The 12,797-nt window shown below is 66.3% G+C and carries 12 protein-coding genes and 1 tRNA gene; 7 read left to right on the forward strand and 6 right to left on the reverse strand.

Annotated elements, in window-relative coordinates:
* Positions 1 to 44: 44 nt before the first annotated feature.
* Positions 45 to 120, reverse strand: a tRNA-Lys gene (locus HV681_RS24210).
* A gap of 141 nt (positions 121 to 261) precedes the next feature.
* A complete protein-coding gene (locus HV681_RS24215; RefSeq protein ID WP_175125676.1) occupies positions 262 to 1,008 on the reverse strand; it encodes a 3-oxoacyl-ACP reductase family protein in 747 nt (248 codons plus the stop codon).
* 114 nt (positions 1,009 to 1,122) lie between these two features.
* On the opposite strand from HV681_RS24215, the gene HV681_RS24220 reads away from it, so the two are divergent.
* Positions 1,123 to 1,770, forward strand: coding sequence for a TetR/AcrR family transcriptional regulator (locus HV681_RS24220; protein ID WP_175125552.1), 648 nt, complete (start codon positions 1,123 to 1,125; stop codon positions 1,768 to 1,770).
* An 11-nt stretch (positions 1,771 to 1,781) separates the two neighbouring features.
* A complete protein-coding gene (locus HV681_RS24225; RefSeq protein WP_175125554.1) occupies positions 1,782 to 3,374 on the forward strand; it encodes a sensor domain-containing diguanylate cyclase in 1,593 nt (530 codons plus the stop codon).
* Between the two features lie 100 nt (positions 3,375 to 3,474).
* Here HV681_RS24225 and HV681_RS24230 read toward each other — a convergent pair whose 3' ends face one another.
* A complete protein-coding gene (locus HV681_RS24230; protein WP_175125556.1) occupies positions 3,475 to 5,550 on the reverse strand; it encodes an AsmA family protein in 2,076 nt (691 codons plus the stop codon).
* A 348-nt stretch (positions 5,551 to 5,898) separates the two neighbouring features.
* Here HV681_RS24230 and HV681_RS24235 point away from each other — a divergent pair, with 348 nt between their 5' ends.
* On the forward strand, positions 5,899 to 7,821 hold the full coding sequence (locus HV681_RS24235; RefSeq protein ID WP_175125558.1) for an LTA synthase family protein: 1,923 nt from the start codon (positions 5,899 to 5,901) through the stop codon (positions 7,819 to 7,821).
* 23 nt (positions 7,822 to 7,844) lie between these two features.
* Here the strand turns inward: HV681_RS24235 and HV681_RS24240 are convergent, their stop codons facing one another.
* Positions 7,845 to 8,501 (reverse strand): DNA-3-methyladenine glycosylase I, encoded by a 657-nt coding sequence (locus HV681_RS24240; RefSeq protein WP_175125560.1) that lies wholly within the window; start codon positions 8,499 to 8,501, stop codon positions 7,845 to 7,847.
* A gap of 117 nt (positions 8,502 to 8,618) precedes the next feature.
* Between HV681_RS24240 and HV681_RS24245 the strand changes: the two genes are divergently transcribed.
* Complete coding sequence (locus tag HV681_RS24245) at positions 8,619 to 9,080, forward strand: YkgJ family cysteine cluster protein (RefSeq protein WP_175125562.1); 462 nt, start codon at positions 8,619 to 8,621, stop codon at positions 9,078 to 9,080.
* A gap of 108 nt (positions 9,081 to 9,188) precedes the next feature.
* On the opposite strand, the gene HV681_RS24250 is transcribed toward HV681_RS24245, so the two are convergent.
* Complete coding sequence (locus HV681_RS24250; protein ID WP_175125564.1) at positions 9,189 to 9,971, reverse strand: helix-turn-helix domain-containing protein; 783 nt, start codon at positions 9,969 to 9,971, stop codon at positions 9,189 to 9,191.
* 108 nt (positions 9,972 to 10,079) lie between these two features.
* Between HV681_RS24250 and HV681_RS24255 the strand changes: the two genes are divergently transcribed.
* From HV681_RS24255 to HV681_RS24265, 3 genes are all read left to right on the forward strand, one after another.
* A complete protein-coding gene (locus HV681_RS24255) occupies positions 10,080 to 10,520 on the forward strand; it encodes a Fur family transcriptional regulator (RefSeq protein ID WP_175125566.1) in 441 nt (146 codons plus the stop codon).
* The gene (locus HV681_RS24260; protein WP_175125569.1) at positions 10,517 to 10,936 is read left to right on the forward strand and encodes a hypothetical protein; all 420 of its coding nucleotides are present in this window, start codon (positions 10,517 to 10,519) and stop codon (positions 10,934 to 10,936) included. The genes HV681_RS24255 and HV681_RS24260 overlap by 4 nt, the downstream gene beginning before the upstream one ends.
* Positions 10,937 to 11,042: 106 nt before the next feature.
* Positions 11,043 to 11,333 carry a ClpX C4-type zinc finger protein gene (locus HV681_RS24265; RefSeq protein ID WP_175125571.1) on the forward strand — a complete coding sequence of 97 codons (291 nt, stop codon included), beginning with the start codon at positions 11,043 to 11,045 and terminating at the stop codon, positions 11,331 to 11,333.
* A gap of 11 nt (positions 11,334 to 11,344) precedes the next feature.
* Here the strand turns inward: HV681_RS24265 and HV681_RS24270 are convergent, their stop codons facing one another.
* Positions 11,345 to 12,796, reverse strand: a complete 1,452-nt coding sequence (locus HV681_RS24270) for a GntP family permease (RefSeq protein WP_175125573.1) — start codon at positions 12,794 to 12,796, stop codon at positions 11,345 to 11,347.
* Position 12,797: the final 1 nt, after the last annotated feature.

The following is a 12,797-nucleotide window of genomic DNA, read 5'->3' on the forward strand; positions in this document are numbered from 1 at the left end:
GGGTTACTGCTGCAGTTACTGCTAGAAGTACCGCCAAAGAATTCTGGTGGGCTGTGAGTGGCTCGAACACTCGACCTACGGATTAAGAGTCCGCTGCTCTACCAACTGAGCTAACAGCCCTGCAAGTCACTCACTTTGATCTGCTGCTGCGCTAAGCGCTGTAGCGTTTCGTTATGTGTGTGCTGCGAAGAAGAAAGATTATATGGGGCTTTTTTTGTTTGTGCAAGTCGGGTGGCGAAAAAGTTTTGAAGACATCCACTTTTAGGCCGCGTACCCGCCATCGACGGCCAAGCTCGCGCCCGTGACATAGCGCCCTTCCGGTCCTGCCAAGAATGCGACCATCCCCGCAATGTCACGCGCTTCCCCGTAGTGCGGCAAAGACAATACGGCAATCAGATCAGCCGCGCGGTCTCCGTCGGCCGGGTTCATATCAGTGTCGATGGGGCCCGGGTGTACGACGTTCACCGTGATACCGCGCGGCCCCAGATCGCGCGCCAGGCCTTGCGTCAGTCCGACCAACGCGGACTTGCTGGCGGCATACAGCGCAACACCCGCGCGGCCCGCGCGTGGGGCCAGGCAACTGCCGATGTTGATGATGCGGCCGCCATCCGGCATCGAGCCCTGCGCCGTCTGGATGACGACGAAAGGCGCGCGCACATTGATGTCCATCGTCCGCTCGTAGTCGTCCAGGCTGGTGTCCGCGACATGCCCGGCCAGAAAAATGCCGGCGTTGTTGACCAGCACGTCGACAGGACCAAGTTCACGGATCGCATCTTCGACGGCGCGCTTGACCGCGGCGGCGTCCGCGGAATCGGCCTGGATGGCTATCGCGCGACGGCCCTGCGCCGTCAGCTCCTGCGCCAGCGCCCGGGCGGGCTCGGCGGACGATGCGCTGACATAGGTGAAGGCCACATTCGCGCCGTCGGCGGCGAGGCGTCGAACAATGGCGGCGCCGATGCCTCGGCTGCCGCCCGTGACGAACGCCACTTTTCCGTTCAAGTTCTGCATGGGAAACCTCGTTTTGTAGTGATCGGTACAAATATCATCGCCGCGCGCTTGCGGCACGGTCAACAATTTTTTATCGATCAACACAAAATACGCGGCGCGAGTAAAATCGCGGGCATGGCTGAACGTGGGCGCCCGCGGAACTTCGATCGTGCCCAGGCCTTGCAAAAGGCCATGGAAGTTTTTTGGTCGAAGGGATATGAAGGGGCATCGCTGACCGATCTGACGGAAGCGATGGGTATCAACTCGCCCAGCCTCTACGGCGCCTTTGGGTCCAAGGAAGGTCTTTTCCGCGAAGCCGTCGAGCTGTACCGCGAGACCGAGGGCGGCTCGGCGCGTCGCGCGCTGCTGGCGGCGCCGACGGCGCGCGACGCGGTGCAGGCCATGCTGCTGGCATCGGCCGAACGTTTCACCGCCCCGGGCTTGCCGCCTGGCTGCATGATCGTGCTGGGCGCACCCGCCGGTTGCGACAACCAGCCTGGCGTGGGGAACTTCCTGGGAGACAACCGGCGCGAGATGCAAAGCCGCATCCTCGCTCGTCTGAACGCAGGCGCCGCGCAAGGCGAATTGCCCGCCGGCGCGGACTTGAAGGGGCTGGCCGCGTTCTACACGACGGTGCTGCATGGCATGTCCATCCAGGCGCGCGACGGCGCCAGCCGCAAGACCTTGCAGGCGGTGGCCCGGCAGGCGATGCGCGCGTGGGACGCCCTGATCTGCGACGCCCCGCCGCCGTCCGGCGTGCCACCGGGCCGCGCCCGCAACTGACGGATGCCGTCATGTTCCGCGTCGACCTGCGGCGTCTCATCCTGTGGATCAGCCTGCTGTCGGTCGTCGTGGTGCTTGCGGGCGGCCTGCATGCCAGCTATCTGGTGCAGCGCGATCTGCTGCTGCGCAATGCCATGGACACGAACCGCATCTATGCGTCCAAGCTGGCGCTGACCACCGATGCGCTGCTGAACGACATTCGCCGTTATCTCGCCTACAGCGCCGACGAGCTGGCCGGCATGGAAAGCCGTCCCGAAAGCATGGCCGAGGAAACGCGCCGGCAGGAGCAGCAGCTGGGGCTTTTCAATTCCAGCTTTGTCTCATCACCTCAAGGCAAGGTGCTGGCGGTGTCGCCGTCGTATCCGCAATTGCTGGGACATCAGTTGGTCAGCGACGCGGTCAAGCAGGCGCTTGCCGCCCGGCAGCCGACGATCAGCGAGCCGTTTCAGGCCAGCAACGGCCGCTGGCAGATCCTTTACACCCAGCCGATTTTTTCCCGCGATTTTCGCTATCTCGGCTTCATCGCCGGCTCGCTTTACCTGCACGAAGACAACGTGCTGGATCGTCTGCTGGACCAGCATTTCTACCGCGACGATTCCTTTCTCTACGTCATCGACCGCAAGGGCACGCTGATCTATCACCCCAACAGCGCGCAGCTTGGCAAGCCGGCCCCCGACAACGAAGCCTTTGCCTCGGCGCGGCGTGGCGAGACCGGCGAGCGGCGCTTCATCGACAACGAAGGCCGCGACATGCTGGCCGGGTTTGCGCCCGTGCCCAGCACCGGCTGGAGCATCATCGCGCAGCGGCCGGTGGACAGCACGCTTGCCCCGCTTTCGGACCTGTTGATGGCGACCGCCCGCAACACCCTGCCCTTGCTGCTGCTATCGGTAGCGCTGATCTGGCTGTTGTCGCGCTGGATCGCACGCCCATTGGGGCAGATGGCCAGCATTGCCAAGCGCATGCAGGACCCCGATTCCGCGGACCGTATCCGTGCCGTGCGCTCGTGGTATTTCGAGGCCGCGCAACTGCGGCGCGCGCTGCTGATGGGACTGGCGTCGTTTCATCACAAGCTCAGCGACCTGCGCCGCGAAAACACGACCGACACGCTGACCGCGTTGCTGAACCGCCGCGGCATGGATGAGGCGCTGGCGCTGCTGGGCGCCGAAGGCACGCCGGTCGCCATCGTGGCGATCGACATCGATCACTTCAAGCGCATCAATGATCGTTATGGCCACGCGGCGGGCGATCAGGCCTTGCAGGCGCTGGCCGGCGTGATGCGCGAGGGATCGCGCAGCGGTGATGTGCTGACGCGGCCGGGCGGCGAAGAATTCGTGATGCTGCTGCCGGGCGCCAGCATGGCGGCGGCCATCGCGATTGCGCAGCGGCTGCGCGCGCGGCTTGCGACGCCGGCGGCGACGCCGCTACCCGCCCCCCTCACCATCTCGGCCGGCGTGGCGCATTATCCGGAACAGGGCGCGACGCTGGAGGCGGTATTCGAGCGCGCCGACCAGGCGCTCTACTACGCCAAGAACCATGGCCGCAATGTGGTGTGCGCGGCCGACGAAGCCGCGCCGGATGGCTTTCGACTGATGCCCGGGGGCTGACCTTCACGCGCCGTGGCGGGACGGGGACATCTGCGGTCACGCCGGCCCGCATATTCCTGTCACCTGGGCGGAACTGGCGCATTCGCCGGCACGCGCCCGCTTACTTCTTGGCCGGCGCCGGCGCCTTGGGCGGCTTGCGCATCTGCTCCAGCAGCGGGCCGCACGCATTCTCGTCATTGGCGCTGGGCGCGATCAGCGCCAGCAGCCCGGCCGCCGGCGTCAGCAGCACGCCGAGCGCCACCATGCCCGCGCCGCGCGCCGCCAGCGGGGCAACATGCACGCCTACATCGGGCGATCCGAACGTCCCGCGCACATACAACGGCGAGCGCAGCGAGAAGATGCGGAACCCCTTGCTGTCGGGATCGATGTCCAGGTCCATGGTCTCGTCCTTGAAGTTGGCCGAGCCGGTGATGGTGATCAGCGCGTTGTCCGTGTCGAAAACGAAGATGCGCGGCGTCATCACGCCGTTCTTCAATTCCAGGTCCGCCGCGCCGCAGTTGATCTTCACTTCGTCGTCGCCGAACAGCTTGGAGACCACGTAATTGGCGACGTTCAGACCGGCAAGCTCCATGAGGCTGCGGCTGATCACGCCGTCGTTGACCAGCATCTTGACGTCGCCATTCGCCGAGCCCAGCAATGCCGCCACGGAGTTGCCGGTGCCGCTGATCGCGAGGTCGCCGTTCAGCTCGCCCAGCGTCTTCTGCATGGCTTCCGCCGACGGAAAGAGTTGCTTGAGCTGCAGGCGGCGCGCTTGCATATCGATACGGCCGGTGAGCGGCGCGCGCGAGCCGTCAAGGCGCGCAGTGGCGTTCATGGTGCCGCCCGCCATGCCGAAGCGCAGCGGATCCAGCGTGAGTTTGCCGTCCTGCAGGATGACATGCACCGACAGCTTGGACAGCGGCAGCTTGCTGTCATGGACGATCCGGGCGGCGTCCAGCGAGACATCCGCGTCCATGTCGCGCCAGCGGTCCGTACGGAACTCTTGCGTGGGCAGAACCTTGCCGCCCTTCGGCTTAGCGGGCGCGTCCTTGGATTTATCCACGGCCGACTTCGGCCCGCCGCCCGACTGCACGCCGATCAGCGGACCCAGGTCGGCCATTTGCAGAAGCTTGGACGACAGCTTGCCGGTCAGCTTGGGCCTGGGCGCGCCCAGCGCGAACGTGATATCGCCATGCAGGTCGCTGTCGCCGACCTTGCCGTTGAAGTTCTTGTAGTCGAAGACCGCGCCCCCGGGATTCTGCAGCTTGGCCACCAGATGGCCGTCGGTGCTGTAGGGCGGCGTGTCGGGCAGCGTCACGCCGGTCAACGGATAGAGCTGCGCCATGGACGAGCCGGACAGTTTCAGGTGCAGGTCCAGCGCGCCCAGATTCACAGGATCGGTCAGCGTGCCCGCGACCGATGCGCGCGTGCCGCCGATGGACACGTCGGCCTGCAAGGGGAACGGCTGCTTGGGGTCCTTCATGGCCAGCATGCCGCCGACCTTGCCTTCGCCCTTGGTGGCCAGCCCTTTGTACTTGCCATCGACCTTCCAGCCGAATACGTAATCGCGCGGCGCCGGGGCCGTGCCGTCCTCGGGCACAAACGACTTACCCGTCACGTCGGCAAACGGCACGGGCTTGCCCAGCGGGTCGACCAGCACCGTCAGGTCGGCCTTGAGCATTTCGTCGGCATAGCCCACGCGGCCCTTGTCGAATCCGATCTCGTTGATGTCCAGCACCCAGGGCGAGGGCTCGCCCGATTCCGGCAGGGTGAAGACCCAATTGGCGCGGCCGTCGGCCAGCCGTTCCAGGTCGGCGGCCGGCTCCGTCAATTGAATATGCCGGATGACGACGTGCTGAGCCAGCAGCGGCAAGGGCGACAGGCTGAATTCCGCGCGCTTGAGCGTGGCGAAATGCGGCGCCTTGCCCCACTCCGTGTTGGCGATCGTGATGTCGTTGGCGACCACGCGCGGCCAGGGCACCCAGGACCGCAAGCCGCTTTCGCCGGGCTCGCGCTGCCATCGCACGCTCAGGTCGCCGTTGATTGCAAAGGGGCGCCCCATGGCGGCGGTGGCCCGTTCGTTGATCATGGGCTTGGCGCGGTTCCAGTCGAAAGTGGCGATCACGATGATCAATACCGCCACCAGCAGGGCAATGCCCCCTACAATCCCGATCGCTATTTTTCTTGTGCGCGTCATGGTTACTATCCTTGGCTTGGCTGCCGGCCGCACACCGCTGGCCGGACTTGCTACCCCAGGGTATCGCGGCCTGTTGCGGCGGTCGGACGGAACGACGCCATAATGTGTGCGGATTTTTCCGGGCGGTCGCGCCGGGCAGGCATGTCAACGGCACGAACGTCCGCGGCGTTGCGCAGCAAGTGCTGTGCCCGGGCGCCGGCGCCGCCGTTACAAACAGAGACCACTAGGGCGTGCGAAGAACTGCCTTATAGGACGCCCTCACAGAATTTTTGACCCCGGCGCGGTTCCAATGCCAAATGACCGAATCCGCCCGCGCCGGGTGGTGAAGCAGGACAACCTGGAGGCCCGATGCGGCATTCAACCTTGATTTTCGTGTTGGCGGCGTTCGCGCTGCTGACGCTCAGCCGTCTGGCGCTTGCGCTGTGGCAATGGCAGCGCGTGCGCAATGCCGGCGGTCTCGCGCCCTTGCTGCTGCGGGGACTGCGCATCGACGCGCATCAGATTGCGGTGCTGGCGGCGCTGCCGGCCGTCCTGTCGCCGCTTTTCGGTCACATTCCCTTGGCGGCAAACCTGGCCGCCGGCTGGTATCTGGTGGCGTTCGTGCTGCTGGCGTTCCTGGAAGTGGCGACGCCGCCCTTCATCATCGAATACGACTCCCGTCCCAACCGCCTGTTTGTCGAATACCTGAAGCATCCGCGCGAGGTTTCCGGAATGCTGTGGCGCGGTTACAAGGGCGCGCTGCTGGGCGGGCTGGGCGCGCTGGCGCTCATCGGCTGGGCCGCCTGGACCTTGCTGGGCCACGCGCGTCCCGACGCGCCTTTGACGTGGTGGCAGATGCCGCTTGCCAGCGTGGCGATCCTGGCCGTGGTGATCCTGGCCATCCGCGGCACGCTGAGCCACCGTCCGATCAACCCGTCTTCGGTGGCCTATAGCTCCGACGGGATGCTCAATACCCTGGCGTTGAACTCGCTGTACAACGTGTTCTACGCGGTCTACAGCATGAAGAACGAAAAGTCGGCCTCCGCCGTGTATGGCGGCATGGACGACGACAAGATGCACGCCCTGGTGCTGGCGCAGTCCGGACTGCCGTATCCGCCGCCGAACCCCGATTACCCCAGCCTGCACCGCCAGCCGGCCACCCGCAAGACGCACCGCCCGCTCAACCTGGTCATCATTCTTGAAGAAAGCCTGGGCGCGCAGTACAGCGCAGCGCTGGGCGGCGCCAACCTGACGCCGGAACTGGATGCGCTGGCGCGCGACGCCTGGTCCTTCACGCGCGCCTACGCCACCGGCACCCGTTCGGTGCGCGGCCTGGAGGCCGTGACCACCGGCTTTCTTCCCACCCCCGCGCAGGCGGTGCTGAAGCTGCCGCGCTCGCAGCGCGGGTTCTTCTCGCTGGCGGATCTGCTGGGACGCCACGGTTATCACTCGCGCTTCATCTATGGCGGCGAGTCGCACTTCGACAACATGAAGGGCTTCTTCCTGGGCAACGGTTTCAAGCAGATTGTCGACCGGGCCGATTTTGTCGACCCGGCATTCGTCGGCACCTGGGGGGCCTCGGACGAGGACATGTTCAACCAGCTGGACCGCCTGCTGCGCGAAGACGGCGACCTGCCTACCTTCACCCTGGCGTTCAGTGTGTCCAACCACACGCCGTGGGAGTATCCGGCGGGCCGCATCGAGACCGACGGCAATCCCGCCACGGTCGAGAACACGGTGCGCTATGCCGACTGGGCGCTGGGCCGGTTCTTCGAGAAGGCGAAGGCGTCGCCGTATTGGGAGAACACTGTCTTCCTGGTGGCGGCGGACCACGATTCGCGGGTGTTTGGCGCCAGCCTGGTGCCGGTGCGCCACTTTCATATCCCGGCCGTGATCCTGGGCGCCGGCATCGAGGCGCGGCGCGACGACCGCCTGGTCAGCCAGATCGACCTGCCGCCGACGCTGCTGTCGCTGATCGGCGTGGATACCGAGCATCCGATGATCGGGCACGACCTTACGCGCAGCACGCCGGGACGCGCGATCATGCAGTACGACAGCACCTACGGCTATCTGAAGGGCGACGATCTGCTGGTGCTGGCGCCCAACAAGACGGCGGTGCAATACCGCTACACCGCGCCCGAGGACTACGCCCCCGCGCCGCTGAACCCCGAACTGGCGACCGAGGCGCTGGCGCACGCGTTGTGGCCAAGCTGGGCTTACCGCGAGGGGCGTTACAGCCTGCCGGGGCAGGCGCCGGTACAGACCGGGCAGGAGAACGGCCGCGCCGCCTGACGCGGGCCGTTCAGTACAAGGCGTCAGCCGGCTGGCCGCACGGGCGGACGCACGGGCGGACGCACGGGCGGACGCACAAACGGCCGCACAAACGCCTTGCGCTTTTTCTCGATGATCGCGTGGCAATGACAGCCCGGGCTGTGGTCATTGACCATGCCCACGGACTGCATGAAGGCGTAGACCGTGGTGGGCCCCACGAATTTCCAGCCCAGCTTCTTGAGCGCCTTGGACAGGGCTTCGGACTGTTCCGACGTTGAGGCGCCGTAGGTGGACCCCTTGGCGGGCGGCGCTTCGAAGCGCCAGAAATACGCGGCCAACGATCCTTCGCGGTCGATCATTTCCAGTGCCCGGGCCGCGTTGTTGATCATGGCTTCGATCTTGCCGCGATGGCGCACGATGCCCGCATCCGCCAGCAGCGCCTGGACTTCCGGTTCGCCAAAGGTTGCGAGCCTGGCGGGATCGAAGTTGGCGAAACCGCGGCGGAAGGCCTCGCGCTTGTTCAGGATGGTGCGCCAGCTGAGTCCGGACTGGAAACCTTCCAGGCAGAGCTGTTCGAACAGCGCGCGATCGTCGCCTTCGGGGCGGCCCCATTCGGTGTCGTGATAGGCCATGTATTCGGCCGACGTGTCCACCCAGCCGCAACGGGCCAGGCCATCTGGAAAATCGGTTTTTGCGGACAAGAAAGCGCTCCTCGGGACTGACAGGGTACCGATGCTACTCCTGCAATGTCCCTGAAAAAAGTCGTAGCGGCCGCAACGCAAATCCAGATAATATTTCCGGCCTTCGGACCTACGCCCATGTCCCTGCCACTGACCTCGCTCGTCTCGTTTGTCTCGCCCGCGGTGCTGGCCGGCGACGACCCGTCCGCCAATCCCTGCCTGGACTGCGGCGCCTGCTGCGCGCATTTTCGCGTGTCGTTTTACGTCGGGGAACTGGCCGGCGAAAACGGCGGCCACGTGCCGCTGGACCTGGTCACCCAGATGAGCCCGCTGCGGGCCTGCATGAAGGGCACGGAAATGGGCGGCGGACGCTGCATTTCACTGCGCGGCGAGCTGGGCAAGCCCGGCATCCACTGCGACATCTACGAGAGCCGTCCCACGCCGTGCCGCGAGTTCGACATCTGGATGCCGGACGGCTCGCCCAATCCGGATTGCCAGCGCCTGCGGCTGTCGCTCGGCTTGACGCCGGTACCGCCCCGGCCGGACGCGGAAAACGACCCGGAAGGCCCGTTGCATCCGGACCAGCCTGCCGCCGCCTGACTGCGCTGCCCCCGACTGCGCTGCCCCCGACTGCGTGGCCCCCCGACTGCGTGGCCCCCTGACTGCGCTGCTCCCTGACTGCGTGGCACGCCTGACCGCGTTCAACCCCTAACCGCGATCCGCCAGATACCGCGTCGGCGTCATGCCGAACGCCGTGCGGAAGCTTCCAATGAACGCGCTGGTGCTTTCATACCCGACCGACAACGCGGCCTGGGTGACCGATCCGCCCCTGAACAGCATTTCCAGCGCCCGCAGCAGCCGGGCCTGCTGGCGCCACTGCCCCAGCGTGACGCCGGTCTCCTGACGAAAACGGCGCATCAACGTGCGCGACGACATATTCAGCCGCTGCGCCCATTCCTCAATGCCCGCCGTATCGTCCGGCGTGTCCAGCAGCGTGTTGGCCAGATCCTGCAGGCGCGGATCGGCCGGCATCGGCAGCGGCGCGGTGGCATCGGATGTGCGCTGCCGCAGTTCCTCCAGCAGCACGTCGAACAACTGCGCGTGGTAAGACGGCGTCGCATCCTGCCACATGCCTTCCGTAAAACGTTCGACCAGCGCCTCGATCAGCCGGGAAGACGGCCACGCCCGGCAGTTCGCCGGCAGGCGCCCGCAGATGTCCGGATGCACGTGCAGGAATGACCCGCGCGCCTCGCCAAACCAGCGCGCCCCGTGCTGCACGCCGGGCGGAATCCACCCCAGGCTGCCGGGCAGCACCGTCAGCACGCGCTCGCCGGACTGCACCATCACCAGCCCTTCGTGGACCAGCACCAGCATGCCCTCGGCGTGGGTGTGCGCAGGCACGGAAATGCCCTTGGACTCCCGCCGCCTGCGCAGGCTGAACGGCGTCAGCAGGACGTCGGGCATAGAGGAAGCGGCAGCCGCTTGAAGCATGGTTGGCAGGTTTGAGGTACAGGTTGACGGGTTCCCGTTAGCGGGTCCATTTGAAAATGTACATCATTCTCATCAACCGGGTATCAGCCCCCCTGATGGAGAATCGACATGGACCACACACGGCTGCGCGACGCCGGCATCAAAGCCACTTTCCCGCGGATGAAGATCCTGGACATCTTCTACCGCCACGCAGACCAGCACATGAGCGCCGCGGATATCTACCGCCGCCTCATCTCGGATCACAGCAATATCGGCCTGGCCACGGTTTACCGGGTGATCACGCAACTTGAGCACGCCGGACTGCTCAAACGCACCCAGCTCGATACGCACACCAATGTGTTCGAACTGAGCGACAAGGGCCATCACGACCACCTGGTCTGCACGCGTTGCGGACAGATCCGGGAATCCAGCGATCCCGCCATGGCGCAACTGGTCAGGAAGATCGCGCGGCGCAGCGGCTTCGAGCTGGATTCCTACAGCCTGGTGCTATACGGCAGCTGCGGCTGCGCCAAGGACGATCCCGCCCTGCCCCACGGAGCCTTCGAATGAACCACGATCAGTTTTTCTTCCACGACCTGTCGCAATTTCCCATCGTGACCGCCCGCCATGGCGGCGCGCCGCTAGGCTACTCGGCCTCGTGGATTCGCGAGATGGAGCTGCTGGTGGACAACCCGCGCAGCTTCGTCATGGTGGTGCCCGATACCCGCCACGAGGCCGCGCACGAGGACCGCAAGGCGATGATCGAATGGCAGACGGCCAACATGCCGCGTCTGCGGGCACGCTGCCGGGCATTCATCGCCGTCGAGCGCGATACCGACGCGCTGGACAAGCTGCGCAAGCGCGGCGAAAAGATGGCCCGCGCCTTCGGCCTGCCGTTCCTGGCGGTCGCGACGCCGGGCGAAGCGGTCCAATGCGCCCGCGAACTGCTCGGGCAGGCGGGCCCGGGCGGCTTCAACGTCGATTAAGGGGCCGGATCGCGATTTAAGACTGGGCGTGCGCGGCCGTTGTTCAATGACAAGCGCCGCCATCCGCGCGGCCGCCTTCGAACAATTCGCACCGGCCGCCCGACGCATGAACCACGCCCTCGCCTGTCTGTTTTGCCAATCGACGCTCGCGCAGGGCGCGCCGCTGCTCGAACAGAACGGCGCGGCCATCTGCAAAACCTGTGTGGACCAGTTCGCCATCCGCTTCGCCGAGCGCGCGTGGGCGATGGCCGCCACGCCGCAAGAGCAGCTGGACGTGCTGCTGGACGAAAGCAGCCGCGCGCTGGCGCAGAGCGAAACGCTGGCCGAGCGGGCGCGGTGCTGCGGTCTCAGTCTGAACGACCTGTCGGCGGCGCTGCCCGCGCGCACGCTGTCCTGAGCGTTCGCCCATCAGAAAGACCCCAGCGCGCTGCCCAGCGCAATGACGGCGGCCAGCCCGATGATGGGTCCCACGATGCCCACCACGACGATGTTCATGTAGCCCTCGCGGTGCGTTGACCCGCACACCGCCAGCAGCGTCACCACGGCGCCGTTGTGCGGCAGGCTGTCCAGCGTGCCCGCGCCGATCACCGAGACGCGGTGCATCAGCGCCGGATCGATGCCCAGCGTCTGGGCCAGCTCCATGTACGTCGCGGCCAGCGATTGCAGGGCGATGGTCAAGCCGCCCGACGCCGACCCGGTCAGCGCAGCCAGCACGTTGGTCGCCACCGCGAGCGATACCAGCGGCCCGCCTTCGATCGACAGCACCCAATCGCGCACCGCGGCAAATGACGGCAGCGACGCAACCACGGCGCCGAATCCCACCAGGCTTGCCACGCTAAGCAGGGGCAGCGCCGACGCGTTCACGCCCGCGTCCATGGTGTCGCGCAGCGACGGCAGGCGCCGGAAGTTCAACACCACCAGCACGGCAATCGCGGCCAACAGCGCGGTGATCACCGACCAGACCCCACCCACCGCGGCCAGGCTGGTGCCGCCCCAGCGCGCCTCGGCCAGCCAGGCGGTGTCCATGCGCGGCAGGACCACCAGCGTCATGAACAGGTTGACCAGGATGACGACCACGAGCGGCGTCGCGGCCACCAGCGTGGACGGCGCGTCGGGGCTGCGCTGGCCGTGGTGCATTTCGGCCGGATCGAACTCGCGCGCGACCGTGGCGCGCTCGCGCACCAGGACATCGTCAGACACGTCGGCGGCCATGCCCGCGGGCGCCACATAGCCCTCGCCCGCGCGCCGGGCTGACGCTTCCGCCCGGCTCAGCCACCACAGTCCGAAACCCAGCATGATCGCGCTGGCGATAATGCCCAGTCCGGGCGCGGCGAACGGCGTGGTCGCAAAGAACGGCATGGGAATCGCGTTCTGCACGGCGGGCGTACCAGGCAAAGCGGACATCGTGAAGGTGGATGTGCCGAGCAGGATGGCCGCGGGCATCAGGCGCACCGGAATCCCGGCCGACTTGAAAAGCGCGTGCGCCATGGGCGCCAGCACGAAAAACGCCACGAACAGGCTGACGCCGCCGTAGGTGACGATGGCGCCGGCCAGCACCACCGCCAGGATCGCGCGCCGCGCGCCGAGCTTGCGCGTCATCGCGTCGGCAATCGCGGTGACCGACCCGCTGTCGGCCATCAACTTGCCAAACAGCGCCCCCAGTAGAAACAACGGAAAGAACTGGGCCACGAATCCGGCCGCGCCGCCCATGAACGTCTGCGTCCAATGCGCCAGCAGCGGCTCTCCCGCCGCGGCCGCCGTCACCATGGCCGCCGCCGGCGCCAGCAGCAGGATGCTCCAGCCGCGGTAGGCCAGCCCGATCAGTAATACCAGCGCGAGCAGGATGCCGAAAAGTCCCATG

This window comes from Achromobacter animicus (genome assembly GCF_902859585.1).
GTDB classification, from domain to species: domain Bacteria; phylum Pseudomonadota; class Gammaproteobacteria; order Burkholderiales; family Burkholderiaceae_B; genus Achromobacter; species Achromobacter animicus.